The sequence below is a fragment of the Macrococcus carouselicus genome, assembly GCF_004359515.1.
GTDB classification, from domain to species: domain Bacteria; phylum Bacillota; class Bacilli; order Staphylococcales; family Staphylococcaceae; genus Macrococcus; species Macrococcus carouselicus.
In genome coordinates this window covers 17,253-36,481 of the sequence record NZ_SCWD01000008.1, presented here as the reverse complement: position 1 = coordinate 36,481, position 19,229 = coordinate 17,253, and the positions used below count along the sequence as shown (strand labels likewise).

Annotated in this window: 17 protein-coding genes, 8 tRNA genes and 2 rRNA genes; all 27 read right to left on the bottom strand. The window is 45.8% G+C overall.

Annotated elements, in window-relative coordinates:
• Positions 1–82, bottom strand: a 16S ribosomal RNA gene (locus ERX40_RS10800); the annotation flags it as partial.
• Positions 83–207: 125 nt separating this feature from the next.
• Positions 208–283, bottom strand: a tRNA-Ala gene (locus tag ERX40_RS10795).
• Positions 284–296: 13 nt separating this feature from the next.
• Positions 297–370: transfer RNA gene (locus ERX40_RS10790), tRNA-Pro, on the bottom strand.
• Between the two features lie 17 nt (positions 371–387).
• Positions 388–464, bottom strand: a tRNA-Arg gene (locus tag ERX40_RS10785).
• A 13-nt stretch (positions 465–477) separates the two neighbouring features.
• Positions 478–566: transfer RNA gene (locus tag ERX40_RS10780), tRNA-Leu, on the bottom strand.
• 35 nt (positions 567–601) lie between these two features.
• A tRNA-Gly gene (locus ERX40_RS10775) sits at positions 602–676 on the bottom strand.
• Positions 677–690: 14 nt separating this feature from the next.
• A tRNA-Lys gene (locus ERX40_RS10770) sits at positions 691–763 on the bottom strand.
• 8 nt (positions 764–771) lie between these two features.
• Positions 772–847 (bottom strand) — tRNA-Thr (locus ERX40_RS10765).
• 10 nt (positions 848–857) lie between these two features.
• Positions 858–933, bottom strand: a tRNA-Val gene (locus ERX40_RS10760).
• 11 nt (positions 934–944) lie between these two features.
• Positions 945–1,059 (bottom strand): 5S ribosomal RNA (gene rrf, locus ERX40_RS10755).
• Between the two features lie 215 nt (positions 1,060–1,274).
• The gene (gene lysS, locus ERX40_RS10750; protein WP_133418503.1) at positions 1,275–2,762 is read right to left on the bottom strand and encodes a lysine--tRNA ligase; all 1,488 of its coding nucleotides are present in this window, start codon (positions 2,760–2,762) and stop codon (positions 1,275–1,277) included.
• A 2-nt stretch (positions 2,763–2,764) separates the two neighbouring features.
• Positions 2,765–3,763: a tRNA dihydrouridine synthase DusB gene (gene dusB, locus ERX40_RS10745; RefSeq protein WP_133418502.1), complete on the bottom strand. Its 999-nt coding sequence runs from the start codon at positions 3,761–3,763 to the stop codon at positions 2,765–2,767.
• Positions 3,764–3,765: 2 nt separating this feature from the next.
• A complete protein-coding gene (folK, locus tag ERX40_RS10740) occupies positions 3,766–4,245 on the bottom strand; it encodes a 2-amino-4-hydroxy-6-hydroxymethyldihydropteridine diphosphokinase (RefSeq protein ID WP_133418501.1) in 480 nt (159 codons plus the stop codon).
• A gap of 4 nt (positions 4,246–4,249) precedes the next feature.
• Positions 4,250–4,606: a dihydroneopterin aldolase gene (folB, locus tag ERX40_RS10735; protein WP_424960731.1), complete on the bottom strand. Its 357-nt coding sequence runs from the start codon at positions 4,604–4,606 to the stop codon at positions 4,250–4,252.
• Positions 4,599–5,384, bottom strand: coding sequence for a dihydropteroate synthase (gene folP, locus ERX40_RS10730; RefSeq protein WP_133418499.1), 786 nt, complete (start codon positions 5,382–5,384; stop codon positions 4,599–4,601). The genes folB and folP overlap by 8 nt, the downstream gene beginning before the upstream one ends.
• Before the next feature lie 77 nt (positions 5,385–5,461).
• Positions 5,462–6,391 (bottom strand): cysteine synthase A, encoded by a 930-nt coding sequence (gene cysK, locus ERX40_RS10725; RefSeq protein ID WP_133418498.1) that lies wholly within the window; start codon positions 6,389–6,391, stop codon positions 5,462–5,464.
• 70 nt (positions 6,392–6,461) lie between these two features.
• Entirely contained in the window at positions 6,462–7,337 is an 876-nt protein-coding gene (gene hslO, locus ERX40_RS10720) for an Hsp33 family molecular chaperone HslO (RefSeq protein WP_133418497.1), read from the bottom strand.
• Between the two features lie 58 nt (positions 7,338–7,395).
• Complete coding sequence (gene ftsH / locus ERX40_RS10715; RefSeq protein WP_133418496.1) at positions 7,396–9,471, bottom strand: ATP-dependent zinc metalloprotease FtsH; 2,076 nt, start codon at positions 9,469–9,471, stop codon at positions 7,396–7,398.
• A 109-nt stretch (positions 9,472–9,580) separates the two neighbouring features.
• Positions 9,581–10,117 (bottom strand): hypoxanthine phosphoribosyltransferase, encoded by a 537-nt coding sequence (gene hpt / locus ERX40_RS10710; RefSeq protein ID WP_133418495.1) that lies wholly within the window; start codon positions 10,115–10,117, stop codon positions 9,581–9,583.
• Positions 10,118–10,121: 4 nt separating this feature from the next.
• Entirely contained in the window at positions 10,122–11,357 is a 1,236-nt protein-coding gene (gene tilS / locus ERX40_RS10705) for a tRNA lysidine(34) synthetase TilS (protein ID WP_133418494.1), read from the bottom strand.
• Between the two features lie 60 nt (positions 11,358–11,417).
• Complete coding sequence (locus ERX40_RS10700; protein WP_133418493.1) at positions 11,418–11,801, bottom strand: S1 domain-containing RNA-binding protein; 384 nt, start codon at positions 11,799–11,801, stop codon at positions 11,418–11,420.
• 75 nt (positions 11,802–11,876) lie between these two features.
• A complete protein-coding gene (locus tag ERX40_RS10695) occupies positions 11,877–12,236 on the bottom strand; it encodes an FtsB family cell division protein (RefSeq protein ID WP_133418492.1) in 360 nt (119 codons plus the stop codon).
• 11 nt (positions 12,237–12,247) lie between these two features.
• The gene (locus tag ERX40_RS10690) at positions 12,248–12,517 is read right to left on the bottom strand and encodes an RNA-binding S4 domain-containing protein (protein WP_133418491.1); all 270 of its coding nucleotides are present in this window, start codon (positions 12,515–12,517) and stop codon (positions 12,248–12,250) included.
• Positions 12,504–13,658, bottom strand: a complete 1,155-nt coding sequence (locus tag ERX40_RS10685; protein ID WP_243713054.1) for a MazG nucleotide pyrophosphohydrolase domain-containing protein — start codon at positions 13,656–13,658, stop codon at positions 12,504–12,506. The genes ERX40_RS10690 and ERX40_RS10685 overlap by 14 nt, the downstream gene beginning before the upstream one ends.
• An 8-nt stretch (positions 13,659–13,666) precedes the next feature.
• Positions 13,667–15,157 (bottom strand): oligosaccharide flippase family protein, encoded by a 1,491-nt coding sequence (locus ERX40_RS10680; protein WP_133418490.1) that lies wholly within the window; start codon positions 15,155–15,157, stop codon positions 13,667–13,669.
• The gene (gene mfd / locus ERX40_RS10675) at positions 15,144–18,644 is read right to left on the bottom strand and encodes a transcription-repair coupling factor (RefSeq protein WP_133418489.1); all 3,501 of its coding nucleotides are present in this window, start codon (positions 18,642–18,644) and stop codon (positions 15,144–15,146) included. Before mfd ends, ERX40_RS10680 begins: the two co-directional genes overlap by 14 nt.
• Positions 18,641–19,213 carry an aminoacyl-tRNA hydrolase gene (gene pth / locus ERX40_RS10670; protein ID WP_133418488.1) on the bottom strand — a complete coding sequence of 191 codons (573 nt, stop codon included), beginning with the start codon at positions 19,211–19,213 and terminating at the stop codon, positions 18,641–18,643. Before pth ends, mfd begins: the two co-directional genes overlap by 4 nt.
• Positions 19,214–19,229 lie beyond the last annotated feature (16 nt).

Sequence of the window (19,229 nt, the reverse complement as noted above, 5' to 3'; positions counted from 1 at the left end):
CACTCCTGTCAGTTCGCTCGACTTGCATGTATTAGGCACGCCGCCAGCGTTCATCCTGAGCCAGGATCAAACTCTCCATAAAAGTGTTTGATAAAGCTCTCTGATTGGTTGAGCCAATCACTCTTTCTGAGCGAATCAAATTCACTCAAATTATTGGAATTAACGTTGACATATTGTCATTCAGTTTTCAATGTTCATTTTAATAAATGGTGGAGACTAGCGGGATCGAACCGCTGACCTCCTGCGTGCAAAGCAGGCGCTCTCCCAGCTGAGCTAAGCCCCCATATATTAGTAAGTCGGGAAGACAGGATTCGAACCTGCGACCCCTTGGTCCCAAACCAAGTGCTCTACCAAGCTGAGCTACTTCCCGTAGCTTTAAAATAATAATGGCGCGCCCGAGAGGAGTCGAACCCCTAACCTTTTGATCCGTAGTCAAACGCTCTATCCAATTGAGCTACGGGCGCATCTATAATTAAATGGTGCCGAGGACCGGAATCGAACCGGTACGGTAATCACTTACCGCAGGATTTTAAGTCCTGTGCGTCTGCCAGTTCCGCCACCCCGGCAACTTATAAATAAGTTGTCATTGTGTTAGAAATAATGGAGCGGAAGACGGGATTCGAACCCGCGACCCCAACCTTGGCAAGGTTGTATTCTACCACTGAACTACTTCCGCAAAATTATTAATAATGAGCCATAGAGGATTCGAACCTCTGACCCTTTGATTAAAAGTCAAATGCTCTACCAACTGAGCTAATGGCTCGCAAGAAATGGTGCCGGAAAAAGGACTTGAACCCTCAACCTACTGATTACAAGTCAGTTGCTCTACCAGTTGAGCTATTCCGGCATAATAGAAATGGTGGAGGATGACGGGATCGAACCGCCGACCCTCTGCTTGTAAGGCAGATGCTCTCCCAGCTGAGCTAATCCTCCAGATGAATTCTGTCCGGCAACGTCCTACTCTCGCGGAACGTAAGTCCAACTACCATCGGCGCTAGAGAGCTTAACTTCTGTGTTCGGTATGGGAACAGGTGTGACCTCTCTGCCATCGTCACCAGGCAAAATTCAGTACTTAATGAATTATACTCGCTTGAAATTAATATTTCAACAGTAAATTTTACACCGCGTTAACATTATTTACGTTGTCTTCACGTTTTTATATTTCCTGTCTCAAGCGACTTTTTAATATTATATAAAATCTCAAACAAAGTCAATACTTTTCATTCAATTTTCTATAAAAAAATACCGCCGATTTTCCGGCGGTATCCAGTAAGTTACTTATGTCTCATATAAGGAAACAATAATACGTCACGGATAGAGGCTGAATCAGTTAACAGCATTACCAGACGGTCAATACCGATGCCAAGTCCACCTGTTGGCGGCATGCCGTATTCAAGTGCTTCGATGAAGTCGTTATCCATTTCGTGTGCTTCATCATTACCTTCTTCTTTTTCCACCATCTGTGCCTCGAAACGCTGGCGCTGATCGACCGGATCATTCAGCTCAGTGAATGCATTTGCATGTTCACGGCGTACGATGAATAACTCAAAACGGTCCGTGAAACGTTTGTCCTCCGGATTCTGCTTAGCAAGTGGTGAGATTTCGACCGGATGTCCATAGATGAATGTCGGCTGTACTAACTGTTCCTCTACTTTCTGCTCAAAGAATTCATTTAAGATATGCCCATATTTCATAGTCGGTTTTACTTCGATACCATGCTCTTTCGCAAGCGCATGTGCTTCCTCATCAGATTTCACCTCATAGAAGTTCACACCTGTGAATTCTTTAACGGCGTCTACCATATGCCATCTGCGCCATTTAGGTGCGAGGTTGATCTCTTCACCGTCATAAGTCACTGTTGTAGACCCTGTTACTTTTTCTGCTAAGTAAGCGATTAGTTCTTCAGTCAGATCCATAATATCGTTGTAGTCCGCATACGCTTCGTATAGTTCAATCATCGTAAACTCCGGATTGTGACGGGTAGAAATGCCTTCGTTACGGAAGACACGTCCGATTTCGTAGACTTTCTCCAGTCCACCGACAATCAGGCGTTTTAAATGAAGTTCAATGGCGATACGCATGTAAAGCGTCATATCAAGTGCATTATGATGGGTCACGAACGGCCGAGCTGCTGCTCCGCCTGCAATTGCGTGCATCATCGGTGTTTCCACTTCAAGGAATCCTTTGTTATTTAAGTAGTTACGCATTTCCTGGATGATACGGCTGCGTGTGATGAATGTCTGAGTGGACTCATCGCTTGTAATCAAATCCAGGTAACGCTGACGGTAACGTTGCTCAACATCCTGTAAACCATGGAATTTATCCGGTAAAGGACGAAGTGCTTTGGACAGCATCGTGAATGATTTCGCTTTAACAGATAGCTCGCCTGTATTAGTTTTAAACATCACGCCTTCAATACCGACGATATCCCCTAAATCTGCATTATTCCAGAGGTCAAACTGTTCGTCTCCTACTGCATCCCTGCGGACATAGATCTGTATCTGGCCTGATAAATCTTTAACGTGCGCGAAGCCCGCCTTACCTTTACCACGTTTCGTCATGATACGACCGGCGATAGAGACATGTGATCCCTCTTCTTTGTCATGCAGTTCTTCTTTTGAGAACTGATCCCATTCCTCAGTCAGACTTGCTGCATTTGCTGTTCGCTCAAATTTCTGACCGAATGGATCAATGCCAAGATCCATTAAATCCTGCATTTTCTGACGGCGGACCAGCATCTGGTCGTTTAATTCTTCAGTCATTGTTACACTCCTTCTGCTACTTTAGTTTCTTCTAGTATTTGCTGTTCGAATGCTCTTAGTATATCAACTAATTCATCGCGTGTCTCCGCTGTATTGATGAGTTTACGTGCTTTACCATTCCCTTTGATCCCTTTTAAGTACCATGAGGCATGTTTACGCATCTCCATCACAGCGATTTTCTCGCCTTTCAGATGAATGAGTCGGTCTAAATGAAGCACTGCCACATCTATTTTTTCAGAGATTGAAGGTTCGGGCTTTAATTCCCCTGTTTCAAGATAATGCACAGTACGATAGATCATCCAGGGATTACCGAGTGCTTCGCGGCCGATCATAACCGCATCAACCCCTGTTTCATCCAGCATCTTCTTGGCAAGTTCCGGTGAAGTGACGTCTCCATTACCGATAACCGGAATAGAAACCGCTTCTTTTACTTGTCTAATTACATCCCAGTCTGCATGACCTTCATACATCTGTACGCGTGTACGGCCGTGGACAGCAATGGCAGATGCGCCTGCTTTCTCAATCATCTTCGCATTCTCAACTGCATAGATATGGTCGTCGTCCCAGCCGATACGCATTTTCACTGTGACCGGTTTATTCACTGCGTCAACAACCGCCGACACCATTTCATAGATTTTCGGCGGATCGAGCAACCAGCGGGCACCGGCTTCACATCTGATGATCTTCGAGACCGGACAGCCCATATTGATATCGATAATATCGGCTGTGGTATTTTGATCCACATATTTAGCCGCTTCAACAAGCGTCTCTTTCTCACCTCCGAAAATCTGCAAAGAGAGCGGTCTTTCATTTTCATCGATGTATAACATCTTCATCGTTTTTTCATTGTTGAATAAAATCGCTTTGTCACTGACCATTTCTGCACAGACGAGTCCGGCACCGAATTCTTTGACCGTCAGACGGAACGCCGCGTTACAGACCCCTGCCATCGGGGCAAGGACGACTTTATTATTAATTTGAATATCGCCAATTTTCCACATAATTATAGCCTCACTTTAGTTTTCCTTACTTCTTTATCTACATGGACGAGTTCTTTAATTTTCTTGTTACTGATGGGATGTATAGCGTCCGGCGCAATTTCTGCAAGCGGAATCAGGACAAAGCTTCGTTCCGTCATATATGGATGCGGCACTTTCAGATCTTCCGTATCAATGATCCGGTCCTCAATCATCAGAATATCCAGATCAATGGTACGTGGTCCCCAGTGTACAATACGAACCCGGTTTAACCGCTGTTCGATTGACTGACAGAGCGCCAGCACTTCTTCTGGTGCCCTTTCACTCGTGATCGCAGCGCATATATTATAGAAGTCCGCCTGTTCAACACCACCGACAGGCGCTGTCTCATAGACAGCTGATACTTCTTCGATCTGCACTGTTTCGCTGAGTAGATGAAGGGCATTTCTCAGGTGCTCCGCCCGGTCTCCCATATTGCTGCCAAGACTTAAGTAAATAGTAGACATTATACTACCTCACACGATGAATTTCAATGCCGACTCCGTCGTAATGACCCGCAATCGGTGGATTCGGTTTTGTTATTTTGATGGTCACTGCCTGGAGACGGTCATACTGCTCGAATAAAGTTTTGGTGATGCGCTCTGCTACGTGCTCAAGAAGTTTTGATGGTTTCTGCATTTCCTTTTCAATAAGCTGGAAGGCTTCGCCGTAATTAATCGTCGTTTCAAGCACATCCGTTGCACCGGCTTCTGTCAGATCGAGTAACAGCATGGCATCAACAATAAAGACCTGTCCAAGTTTATTTTCCTCAGCGAATACGCCGTGATAACTATAGAACTTCATACCATTCAGAATGATTTTATCCATTATAATTGCCTCGTAATCTATCCGTTACTTTCGCAACTTTTTTATTTATGGCTACATTATGCACACGTACTGCATCAACACCCTTCATAATCCCCCAGGCTGTTGTTGCTGCTGTCCCTTCGTCTCGCTGATCAGCCGGCAGACCGTCATCCAGCAGTTCCTTGACCATGCGCTTACGGCTTGTCGCAAGGAGGACTTTATAGCCCACGCTGCACAACTCATCAAGACGTCGCATTGTCTCGATCTCCTGCTGACGTGATTTGGCAAAACCGATACCCGGATCGAGCCAGATATTGTCCTCTTTGATTCCGGCTTCTCGCGCCAGATCAGCCTGCATGAGCAGGTCATCAATCATGGACTCCATGATATCATCACTTTCAATCTCATGATCCGCGTTATGCATGAGGAAGATTCCCGCATCATATTTTGCGACGACATCAAAAATAGCAGGATCATATTTACCCGCCCACTGATCATTAATGAAATCAGCGCCTTCTTTCAGGACGGCTTCAGCCACTTCGCTGCGATAAGTATCCACTGAAATAAGAACATCGTAGGCCCGGATAGCTTTGACTACTGCTACAACGCGGTCAAGTTCCTCTTCAACGGAAATTTCCTGAAAGCCCGGCCGTGTTGAAATACCGCCTATATCGACAATATCAGCTCCTTCTTCAATCATTTCTTCGACACGCATGACAGCTGCTTCAACGTTATTGTACTTCCCACCATCCGAAAACGAGTCGGGCGTCACATTCAGTATGCCCATTATTAAAGTCATCGTCTCACCCCTCCATAATGTTTCAATTATAACAAATAAACGGGCTATCCATAATCAGATAGCCCGAAAATTATAAATTAATGATATTCCGCATAAAGAGGGGTCGATAAGTAGCGTTCACCGTTACTTGGCAGAATCGCGACCACGTTTTTACCTGCGCCGAGTTCTTCAGCTTTCTTGACTGCCGTATGAATTGCAGCCCCGGATGAGATACCACAAAGAATTCCTTCCTCACGAGCGACGCGACGACTCATTTCCATCGCCTCTTCATTACCCACCTGAATCACTGTCTGATAGATATCAGTATCCAGTGTATCCGGCACAAAACCAGCTCCGATACCCTGAATTTTGTGCGGACCAGGCTGGCCGCCACTTAATACAGGCGAATCAGTCGGTTCCACTGCCACGATTTCAACCTGCGGATGGCTTTCTTTGATGATGCTGCCTGCACCGGTCAATGTACCACCTGTGCCCACACCACTGATGAACGCATCGATTGACAGCCCTTCCATCGCTGAGACGATTTCCGGTCCCGTCGTTTTTCTGTGTACTTCAGGGTTCGCCATATTCTCGAACTGCTGCGGCATGAAGTAACCTTTTTCACCCTTCAGCTCGTTGGCTTTTGCGATCGCGCCTTTCATCCCTTCAGCGCCTGGTGTAAGGACAAGCTCTGCACCATACGCCCGAAGGAGTGTACGACGTTCCTGACTCATTGTATCCGGCATGACAAGCACTGCCTTGTAGCCTTTTGCTGCAGCGACCATCGACAGGCCGATACCCGTATTACCCGATGTCGGCTCAATAATGGTATCGCCCGGCTTTAATATGCCGTCTTTTTCTGCTGCTTCAATCATCGCAAGCGCGATACGGTCTTTCACTGAGGATCCTGGATTCTGGTATTCAAGCTTCACATAGATATCAGCTGCACCTTCAGGTACCACCTTATTCAATTTAACAAGAGGCGTGTTACCAATGACTTCCGTAATATTATTGACGCGTTGATTCATTTCATCCACCCCAAAACATAGTATTTTAATCGGATTAATTGTAACATTTTCTATAGCAGACTTGAAGTGATTAAGCTTCCTTTAATTCTTCAAGTTCTTCAACACTGAAATGATATTTTTCACGGCAGAAATGACATTCGACTTCGGCACCGCCGTCCTCTTTGATCATACTATCAATTTCGGCATTACCCAGTCCTTTGATGGCCGTGCTGAATTTCTCTTTGCCACAGTTACATTTGAACTCAACATCCATCCGGTCAATGATACGGATATTATCTTCGCCGAGCACCTCTTCAAGCACCTGTTCGGGCGATAAGCCTTTATCAATCAGTTTAGAAACGGGTTCCATGGCACCTAAGTGCTGCTCGATTGCACTGATAGTCTCGTCAGATGCACCCGGCATCAGCTGAATAATAAATCCTCCGGCTGCTTTAATCGTGTTATCAGGATTGACGAGGACACCAAGTCCGACTGCGGACGGCACTTGTTCACTTGTTGCGAAGTAATAGGTGAAGTCTTCACCGAGTTCTCCTGAGACAATAGGTGTAGAACCCGTAAAGAAGTCACGCATGCCGATATCTTTCACGACATTCAGAGAGCCTGCGGTACCGACTGCACGTGCCACATCCAGTTTGCCATGCTCATTTAAGTCGAAATGTGTCTGTGGATTCGTCACATAACCGCGGACCTCCCCTTTGCCGTTCGCATCCACAATGATCTGACCGATTGGGCCGCCACCGTTGATGGTAATGGTAAGCTTCTCTTCATTTTTCAGCATTGACCCCATCATGAGACCTGCTGTCATCGAACGGCCAAGTGCAGCTGATGCTGTTGGCCATGTATAATGCTTGCTCTGTGCCACTTGCACCGTCTCTGTTGAACGTACACTGAACGCTCGTACTTCGTCATTAAAGGCAAGCGCTCTTACTAAATAATCCTGTGTCATTTTCATTCTCCTTAAAAAATCCCTTTCATCTTGCAATGAAGAGGAAAGGGATTCAATATTAAAATTTGTCTTTGTCTAAACGATCAATCTTAGGTTCAGGTGAATCCCCGTCCATCGGTTCTTCTCCTGATTCAAGTTCACGTTTCACTTCTTCATATGATGAGCCTACTTTATCGTCACCCTCAGTGACATCACCGTCTGCCTCTTTGACAATGACACGATCATCGGTCGTATTGTCTTTGACACGGCTATCCTGAACATGATAGAGATGTGAATCATCGTAGTTAACAGCAGGTAAGGTTCCTTGATGGAACAGACTGTCAATCTGGTTCGCGACAAGTGTCTCTTCAACGAGTAATGTCCGGGCAATCAGATCAAGCTGAGCACGGTGCTCAAGTAAGATCTGTTTACAGCGTTCATAAGATTCCTTGATGATTCGTTGTACTTCGAGGTCGATTTCGTACGCGATCTGATCTGAATAGTTCGGTTCATGGCCCATATCACGACCAAGGAAGACTTCACCTTCACTTGTACCGAACTGCAGCGGTCCGAGTTTGTCACTCATACCGTATTCAGTGACCATCTTACGCGCAATACCTGTCGCACGCTGGAAGTCATTATGTGCGCCCGTAGAAACTTCACCGAAAGTGATCTCCTCAGCGACACGACCACCGAGTAAGCCGACGATCTTATCGAGTAATTCAGGTTTCGTCATGAAGTAACGGTCCTGCTTCGGTAACATCATCGCATAGCCACCCGCCTGACCACGTGGGACGATAGTCACTTTATGAACCATCTCTGCTTCATCAAGCACTTTACCGATTACAGTGTGGCCTGCTTCGTGCCATGCAACGATATTACGTTCTTTCTCTGAAATCACACGCGATTTCTTAGCCGGACCTGCGATAACGCGGTCTGTCGCCTCATCGATATCACGCATATCAATCTTATCCTTACCTTGACGTGCCGCAACAAGTGCTGCTTCGTTCAGTAAGTTTTCTAAGTCTGCACCAGAGAAACCTGGTGTACGCTGACTGAGCGCTTTGATGTCGACTGTGTCGTCAAGCGGCTTGTTACGTGCATGGACTTTAAGGACCGCTTCACGGCCTTTGACATCCGGGCGACCGACCTGGATCTGTCTGTCGAAACGACCTGGACGTAAGAGAGCTGGGTCAAGGATATCAGGTCTGTTTGTTGCAGCGATCATGATAATGCCTTCGTTCTCACCGAAACCATCCATCTCAACGAGTAACTGGTTCAGTGTCTGTTCACGTTCGTCGTGACCACCACCGACCCCTGCACCACGCTGACGACCGACTGCATCAATCTCATCGATGAAGATGATACAAGGTGCATTCTTCTTCGCATTTTCGAACAGGTCACGCACACGGCTCGCACCGACACCGACGAACATCTCAACGAAGTCAGAACCACTGATAGAGAAGAACGGCACGCCCGCTTCACCGGCAACTGCACGTGCAAGCAATGTTTTACCTGTACCCGGAGGGCCGACTAACAGCACCCCTTTCGGAATACGTGCACCCATTTTTTTGAATTTGCGGTTGTCCTTTAAGAAATCAACAATCTCAACCAGTTCCTGTTTCTCTTCGTCCGCACCTGCAACATCTGTAAAACGGACTTTTTTCTTTTTGTCATCATAAAGTTTGGCTTTTGATTTACCGAAGTTCATCACACGGCCACCGCCGCCACCGCCTTGTGACTGGGATAAAAAGAAGATAAAGAAGAAAGCAAGCAATAAAAGAGGAAGTAAAGTCGACATTAAACCTAAAAAGACGTTGTCTTTTTCTGCCGGTTTGATACTGAAGTCCATTTTTCCTTTATTGGATTCTGCGATATCTGTAATACGCTTCAAGTCTTCTTCATTGTTATAAAGTACGACTGAAGTAAATGATTCATTTTCTTTAGCGTCCTTCAACTTACCATTTACTAAATAGACCCCTTGTTCCGGCTGTAATGTCAGTTCTTCCACATTACCCTTTTCAAGTTCAGTCATTAACTTAGTATATGTGATAGGTTTTGGCAGGGCGCCATTACCATTAATCCAAGAGAAAACCCCAAAAATGACGATACCAAATAAGGCTACCATCAGAACATTACGCAAGGCTTTTTGCATTCACATTGTCCTCCTACTCATTTGTAAAGCTAGATGAAATTTTAACATATTTTGATATTAACTCTCTACTAATTAAGCTCGAAAAATCAAAAATAGTCAAACTCGTTCATTAGCTGTAGACTTCTTCTTTCAGCAAGCCGATATACGGCAGGTTTCTGTATTTCTCCTGATAATCAAGACCATAACCCACTACGAAATCGTCCGGAATTTTTTCACCGACATATTTTGCTTCAATATCGACTTTGCGTCTTGAAGGTTTATCAAGCAAAGTCACGATTTCGATTGAATTCGCTTTACGGTAGCCTAGCAGATCAACGATAGCATTCAGTGTTGTTCCTGTTTCCAGAATATCTTCGATGATGATGACATCGCGTCCTTCAACAGATGTACTTAAGTCTTTCAGGATTTTGACTTCTCCGGTTGATTCCATACCGCCGTGATAGCTTGAAACATCCATGAAATCAATCTCCACATGTGTATCGATCTCCTTGATCAGATCTGTCATGAATAAGACAGACCCTTTTAAGATGCCGACACATAACGGCACTGTATTCTTATAGTCTTCTGTCAGCTGTTTGCCTAAACGCTCGCATGCCGCTTTGATTTGTTCCTCCGTTAATACAATACTTCCGATATCGTTATGCATGTTTTTATTCTCCTTTAAATTTAATGATAATAAAGTGGTTTGCTGGATGATCGTTCCGCTTCAGATCACCGACCGCAATGATGTCTTCGTTGATCGTAATAATCGGCATTCTCCTACGCAATGAGGTCGGGACTTTCGCATCGAGCATTATTCGGTTGATTTTCTGACGTTGCTGATTGATAAGGATTCTGTCTCCCGGTTCAGAAACTCTTACTCTGATTATATCAGTTATCGGCTCCATTAGTTGAATCAAATAACCATTAAATTCATATTCCCCGGGTGAATGAATCAGCAGCTCTCTTGTTACCGTTGAGGGATACCTGATATAAAGCATGTCGTAGGCGATTTCCAGATGCAGCCGCTCAGAAAGTGGATAGACTGCCTGAGTTTTATCTGTTGCGATGACTCTTATTATTTCATCGCTATAATGTCGGGACAGCGGCTGATAGGTTCCTTCAGATGAATGTGACAGCTGCAGCAGCACTTGACGCTGTACCGGTAGAGGCAAAGAAGTGAATGCAGACCGGCTGTATGAATGATGACGAGTCATACTATCAAGGACTTCCGCTGCTCTATGTGCCACTAATCCAAGCATTTCGTTCTGCCAATCTGCGAGTTCAATCAGATGGCGGGTCGATAACCCTTCAATCCGGTCGATAGCGGGCAGCAGCTCATGACGGATAGCATTTCTTGTATAGTCTGTTTTACCGTTCGACTGGTCTTCCATATAAGGAACATCCTGTTTTTCTGCATAGACATAAAGTGCATGCTTCGTTTCATTCAGCAGCGGTTTGTAGACGGGATAACCCCTGTCTACTGTCATGGGAGTCATCCCTAACGGCTGACTGTGAAAGCGACCGGTCAATAGCCGAAACAGCACGGTTTCCTGCTGGTCACCCTGATGATGAGCAGTCAGCAGGCAGTCCAGCTTATATTCATTCATCATTTCTGAAAAGAACCGATAACGAAGCTCCCTTGCCTCGTTCTGAATGCTGCGCTCAGAGTTGAAGTAATCAGCGGGAACCTGGCGCATCAGAAATCGGAGCTGATGTTTTTCTGCATACCTTTTGATCATCTCTGCTTCGGCGTCAGACTGTTCTCTCAAACCATGATGCACATGCAGAATGGTCAGCGATTGATAATGACCTGATAGTCTGACCTGCTCAAGAAGCACCATGGAGTCCACGCCCCCGGAGACTGCGATAGCCACGTGATCGTTCTGTTTCCATCTGACTTCCATTCTCCACCTCCTTAAATAACAAAAGACTGCCCCGTCAGAGACAATCTTTTATTCATCATATTAACGTCTAGCGCCTTTTCCACCACGACGTTCTGTTTGTCGTTTTGCAGAAGTAAGTCGTTCCTCACTGTCTTTTAAGAAATTTGAAAGTTTCTTCTCGAAATCTTCAGGTTTCTTTTCCTGTTTCGGTGCAGGGGGTGGTTTTGGACGATCTTTTGCTTTCTTGATTGACAGGCTGATCTTACCATCATCGCCTACTGAAAGAACTTTCACTTCGACTTCCTGTCCCATTTCCAGATGGTCTGCTATGTTTTCCACGTAGCTGTCAGCGACTTCACTGATGTGAACGAGGCCGCTTTTACCTCCAGGTAATTCCACAAATGCACCGAAATTCTTAATACCTGTAACCTTACCTTTTAACTTACTTCCAACTTCTATTGACATAAGTTTGCTAAATCCTCCCGAATTTTTTTCCTTAACTTATTATATGCTTCATTCCATCAAATAACAACTGACGAACTACTTTTCAGTATCGTCTTCAGGCAGTTTAAAAATAATTTCACCGTCATTGCTCAGGAAATATTCACTACGGGCGACTTTAGTAATATATTCCTTGCTGTTCAGCTGCTTAAGCTGTTCTTTAAGCGCAATTTCCTGATCCTTCAGTTTTTTAAGTTCAGCTGTCTTCTCCTGGTAGGCACCTTTCAGTTCTTTATTCTGATTCATCTGCACGAGCAGCAGAACTGAAAGAAAGAGCAGAATGGCCACCAGGAAACCACCGAACACCGTCAGACGCTTCCTGACTACCCGGCTCATTTTGACCTGCACTCTTTTATCGCGTGTATAGGCATTGTCAATTTGCTTTACTTTACGTGCCATGGCTCTGCCTCCTATTCCGGTGCAGATGAAATTTTTTCTTCTTTTTTCACTTCAAACATCTGCTTCGCATTATCTTTCGTCGCATGTTCAGATAATCCTGTCACTTCTACAGTGATAATACGCTGACCTAGTCTGATAACGAGTTCATCACCGACATTCACATCAGATGACGCCTTAGCAACATTACCGTTGATTGAAATACGACCCTGGTCACTGACTTCTTTCGCCAGCGTACGGCGCTTGATCAGCCGTGATACTTTTAAGTATTTATCGAGTCTCATGTTTTACCTCCTGTAAGGCTTCTTCTAGCGAAGCCCCTTCTTTTACTTTGTCATAGAGCGTCATAAAGAGGTCAGCAAACTGCTTTTCCATCTTCACTTCGCGCTTAACTTTACCTTCATTTCTCTTTTCCTGTTCCCATACCTGATTCAAGTCTTCGAGGTTATTGACGACAGTATCACCGAAGACATGAGGGTGACGTCGTATCATCTTATCTGTCACTACTGTCACCACTTCTCTGATATCGAACAGTTCCTCCCTTTTTGCCAGTGCTGCATGAAATACAACCTGCAGCAGAATATCCCCGAGTTCTTCGATCATATGATCGATGTCATCTTCATCGACCGCTTCCATAAATTCGAAACTTTCTTCGATGAGATAACGTCTGAGTGAGGCATGTGTCTGCTTCTGATCCCACGGGCAGCCATCCGGGCTGATAAGATGTGTCATTACACGATCCAGCTCTGACAACTCCCCGTAGAGACCTGCACCTTGAACGGCCGGAATAAAGAGACTTGTTAAATTCGATTCACTGAACTCATGGTCAAGCTCATGTAACGGTACTTCTGTAACGGCTGCATCCGCATTTCTCGCTGCCGTGATAATGCGAACCGGATGGTCTGCAGGATAATGTTCCAGCAGTGTAATTTTCAGGTCGCTTGCTACAATCTGATTGTAGACCTGGGTCACGATAAGCGCATTACGGATATTCAGCTGCCGTACATCAAATGCTGTAGCATCAAGCAGCTGGAAGCCATCATTCGGATCAGCTTTCGCCGCCGTAAACAGATCGTCAATGAAACTTTTGCCGCCTTTGATTTCTACTGCCGCATCAGCCTCCAGCAGGAGCTGGGTCGTAGATTCCGCCACCATCGGATGTCCCGGAACTGCATAGAGCACCCCCTCCTTCTCACTTGCTGCCAGGAGCGCCGCTACGATTTCCTGATAGACCGCCGGAAACTGGTCATGTTTCTTATATATATCATCAAAGGAATGCCACTCGACTTCCGGCAGTTCCTGAATGACAGGATGCTCCAATGTTCGCACATAGACTTTTTCGCCTGCTGTCAGCAGTTTATAAATACCATAGGGTAATTCATCAAGACCGTAATTACCGAGTCCGATGACTGTTATCTTATTCATGATTTTCCTCACTTCATCCACTTGATGACATGCTCACCCCAGGGCAGGAGCATCCATTCTTCAGCAGTAATTATTTTTAGTTTGATAAATGACGCGAGCACGATGATGACACCGATCATGACACCCAATGAAGACACCGCAAGCGCACTCCATCTGCCTGTATACGGCAGCAGCACGACAACTTGCAGCGCCGCCGTCATAATTGCAAGCGTCAGCAGCCAGCGGACGATAAAGGCACGGAGAACCAGCCTGTAACGTGCCGCTACTTTGCTGTACAGAATAAGGGTATACACGATAAGCCCGCTCACTGTAGCGATTGCTGCCCCTAGTATACCAAAATTTTCAATCAAGAGGACATTCAGAACAATCTTGATGATGAGTCCCGTCACAACACCGATGCCCTGCACATGATAATCTTCTGTGATCTGCAGCATCGCCGTAAACATGATGATAAGAGAAACAAAGATGACGGCGAGCATATAGACGGCAAGCGTCATCGCTTCAGTCTCGGTCTTGAAGAGAAATAGATTTAAAGGTTTAATCAGGTTAAGCAGACCAATACTTGCCGCGCTGCTGAAGACAATCGTGATCTTCAGCGCTGAACTTGCATAGTCATTCATCTCTTTAAAACGTCCGGCTTTTTTGCTTGCAGCCAGAAGAGGAATCAGAACGAGTGCAAAGGATGTCGTCACAATCAGGCCCATCTGAATCAGTGAGGCTCCTCGGTCATAGATTCCCTTCAGTTCACTGCTGGCCCTGAGACTATAACCTGCCTGCTTCAGCATGTTCAGTACGGTGAAACTATCGACAAGCTGCCAGAGTATCATGATCAGGTAGCTGAGCGCATAAAACAGAGACAGTAACAGAAACTGCCTCAGCTCCTTACTTTCAAGCTGGCCTGTCGCTTTGATACCTCGTTGCTTATATTTCAGGTAGCACCAGCCGCCGCTCAATCCTAGAAATGAACCGAAAATACTGATAGCTCCGCTCTCGTAGATTGACAGTCCTGTTGTAAATAAATAGATGGCAAACAGAATGACTGATACTCTCAGCACTTGATCGACCAGCTGTGAGATTGCAATCGTCCGCATATCACCGGCTCGCTGCAGCTCGCCGCGGGCAGTCGCGACAAAACTGAACGGTAAGAGCACAAGCAGCGACAATCTGAGCATCGGTGTCAGACCAGGGTCGCCCATCAGGTGTGCGACCCTGCTGCTGAACAGCAGAAGAATAAGCAGGATGAACAGACTACTGATACGTAGGAGACGATAGACTTTCTGGGCATATATATGATCAAACTGACTGATGACACTCGGTATTGCATTCAGACTGAGTACTGCGACGATAGCCACTACCGGATAGACCTGCTGATAAGCGTAGAGACCGGCGTCGCCTAGGACATTCTGATAAGGCACACGATAGATCGCACTAAGTATTTTAACAGACAGCATGGTCACTGTCAGGATAATGACAGAGTTGAAGACATTATTCTTCGCCATCGATGACCAGACTTCCCTGCATACTGTCAGTCAGCTGAACAAGCATCTGCAGCCAGTTGCCATGTTTTTTCAGAGACAAGGTCATCCGGTTGTCAGCTACGCCTACTTTCAGTTCACGTCCGAATGTCTCTGTGTCTTTAAAGAGCTGTTCACCATTCACTTTCGCAGTGGAAGCCTGTGATACAGTCAGTTCAATTTCTTTCGGCCGTTCTTTAATATGTGTGATACCGAATTGAAGCGCATTGACCTTGATCTTCACGATATTCAGCAGACGTTCGACTTCCACCGGATAATCACCGTAACGATCAGTCATCTCGTCCTGTACATCCATCAGTTCTTTCTCAGTCTGAATCTGTCTGAGTTTCTTATAGAATTCAATTTTTGCCTGTTCCTCCCGGATATATTCAGCAGGAATATAGGCATCCACCTGCAGATCGACTTCAATTTCCGGCCGTTCCTGGGGCGTCTCAATTCCCCGTTTTTCATTGACCGCCTGCTGCAGCATCTCTGTATAGAGATCATAGCCGACTGAGTCAATAAAACCATGCTGCTGACGGCCGAGCAGGTTCCCGGCCCCGCGGATATTAAGGTCACGCATCGCAATCTTGAAGCCTGAGCCCAGCTCCGTGAATTCCTTGATGGCCTGCAGCCGCTGCTCCGCTACTTCTGTCAGCACCTTGTTCGGCGCATGCAGAAAATAGGCATAACTGATCCGGTTGCTTCGGCCGACACGACCCCGCAGCTGATACAGCTGACTGAGACCGAACCGGTCCGCGTCTTCTATAATGAGCGTATTGGCATTTGGCACATCAACCCCGGTCTCGATGATCGTAGTCGTGACAAGGACATCATATTCACCGTTGATAAAGGCGAGCATCGTCTCTTCAAGTTCACGTTCAGACATCTGCCCGTGCGCCACACCAATACGTGCATCCGGCAGCATCATCTCCAGCTGCTCTGCTTTCTGGTAGATTGTCGCCACCCTGTTATAGAGATAGAATACCTGCCCATTACGTGCAAGTTCGCGCTCAAGTGCTTCTTTGATGAAATTATGCTGATATTCAAGTACATAAGTCTGTACCGGGAAACGGTTTTCCGGAGGCGTCTCGATTACAGAAAGATCACGTACACCAAGTAAACTCATATGCAGCGTTCTCGGTATCGGAGTTGCCGTAAGTGTCAGGACATCCACATTCGTTTTCAGTGCCTTGATTTTTTCTTTATGTGTAACACCGAAGCGCTGCTCTTCATCGACAATCAGGAGGCCGAGGTCTTTATAGATGACATCTTTACTCAGAAGTTTATGTGTACCGATGACGATATCCACAAAGCCTGACTTCAGGCCTTCTTTGGTCGCTTTGATCTCTTTCGCTGTTCTGAAGCGGCTCATCATCTGAATCTCAACCGCATAATCCTGCATCCGTTCAATAAATGTCTCGTAGTGCTGCTGCGCCAGGATAGTCGTCGGCACAAGAAAAGCGACCTGTTTACCGTCCATTACAGCTTTGAATGCAGCCCGTACAGCGACTTCCGTCTTACCATAACCCACATCGCCGCACAATAAACGGTCCATCGGCTTCGGTTTCTCCATGTCCTCCTTGATTTCTTCAAGTGAACGGACCTGATCGACAGTCGGTTCATAAGGGAAATCCATTTCAAACGTATCCTGCTCTTCTGTATCCGGTCCGAACTGATAGCCTACGATACGTTCACGCTCCTGATAGAGCTTCAGCAGTTCATCCGCGATATCATTGACACTCTGCTGAACGCGTGCCTTTGTTTTCTTCCATTCCGTACCGCCCATCTTATTGAGCTTCGGCTCTTTATCCTCAGCACCGACGAACTTCTGGACGTACGACATCTGGTCCACCGGCACAAAGAGCTGGTCAGTCCCTTTATACTGTATCTTGATATAATCCTTATGGATGTGATTGACCTCAAGTGTTTCAACGCCGAGATAACGGCCGACACCATGATGGATATGGACGACGTAGTCACCGATGTTCAGTTCCTGGTAGGATTTAATTTTTTCTGCATTCGACAATTTCTTCTGGTTGCGTCGCGGTTTCTCTTTTCGCAGTTTGAATAGTTCACGCTCAGTAATTACTGCAAGCTTCATATACGGCAGCTCAAATCCTTCAGACAGATCTCCGCTTGTAATCACTGCAATACCCGGCTCTGCTGTCCGGTCTACCGATACCGGCAGCTGCATATCCACGAGCATATCCTGAATCTTCTTTTTACGGGTCGGATTAGAAGCAAGCACTACCATCGTATAAGCCTGCTTTCTGAAGCGGTCAAATTCCGAGAACATCAGATCATACTGACCATAGAACTGCTGCACGGGTTTACATGAGAACTTAACAATCTCTTCAATTTTAACCGGCATCGTCGCTGTGAATAGTGTAAAGAATGTAGTTGTAAAGTGATTCAGCAGCTGATGAAATGCCTCTTCTTTAATGAATCGCTGACCGATAAAGCCACGTCCGCTCTCAATCAGGGACTGCTGGAATTCATCTATTTCTCGGGTGATGGTTTCCTCCGCTTCTTTAATGCGGTTGAATTCATCGACAACAATCAGGGCATCGGACTGAAGATAATCCACTATCGTTGTTTCTTCCGGATAAGCAAACTTGATGGCCCGTCTTAATACGTTATGATCAAGCAGCTCTGCGGAATGGGACATCAGATTGTCATAAGTTTCATGCAGGTCCTGCTGCGCTTCTTTCGATAATTTCTTCTTTGTTTCATCAAGTGCGGTCTTCAAGCCATCTCTGATGCTTTTAATCTGGTCGTCATTAAAGATAAACTCACTGGCTGCCGTTATTTCAGCCTTTTCAATGTTCTCTTCTGAACGCTGTGTATCCCCATCAAAATAACGGATGCTGTCGATCTCTGTATCAAAGAGTTCAATACGGACGGGTCTGCCAAGCATCGGAAAGATATCAATCAGACCCCCGCGAACTGAAAACTCACCTACAGTCGTCACTTGATTACGTCTCATATACCCCATATCAACTAGTTGCTGCTGCAGAGTCTCCAGCTCAATATCCTCTCCTACAACAAGTTGAATGACATGTGCCTGAAAGAGTTCTTTCGGACTGAGCAGTTTCTTAAGTCCATTGATAGGAACGATAAATAAACCCTTCCCATCATTCGACAGGCGAGTCAATGCACGAATTCTCTCACTCATAAGGTCTGGACTCTTCGTTGAGAATTCTTCTATCATAATATCCTGCACAGGATATTTATAAAGTTCTTCTGCGGGTACAAGCTGAGCCAGATCATTCTCCAGTCGCTCCGCCTGGTAAAGATTATTCGTGACAATCATCATCTGACGGTCCTGCGTTAAATATTGTTCCACCATCATGACTACTTTGGCAGAGGGATTAAGACCGGTAATAAGCAGATTCTTCTGTCCGAAGACCGCGGACAGCTCCTTGAATCTTTCATCCTGCTGAACGACATTTGAAATCAACGGCTTCAATTGACATCACCATTATACTGATTCATCACATTTTCAAAGCGCTCACCTGTCAGAAATGCCTCACAGGCTTCAATTGTACGCTCAATCACTCGGTCCATCGTGATCATCTCGTCATCTGAAAATTTATGCAGCACAAAATCCGGCACTTTCATCCGGCCAGGCGGCCTACCGATACCGATTCTGATTCGTTTGAACTCATCAGTCCCGAGATGCTGAATCAATGAGCGGATGCCATTGTGGCCACCGGCAGATCCTTTTGGTCTTAAGCGCAGGCGCCCAGGTGGCATATCCAGATCATCATAGAGAACTAGAATATCCTCTGTCTTCACCTTATAATAATCCAGCAGGGGACGGACTGCTTCACCTGAAGCATTCATATAGGTCATCGGCTCAATCAGCAGAACTTTCTCACCTTTGATGACAGAAACTGTATATAAACCGTTGAACTTCTGCTTATCCAGCTCAAGTTGATGTTTGTCACAGAAAGCATCAACGGCCATAAACCCGATATTATGTCGTGTGTTTTCATATTTACGCCCGATATTGCCGAGCCCGATAATACATTTCATAGAAACCTCCATTTTA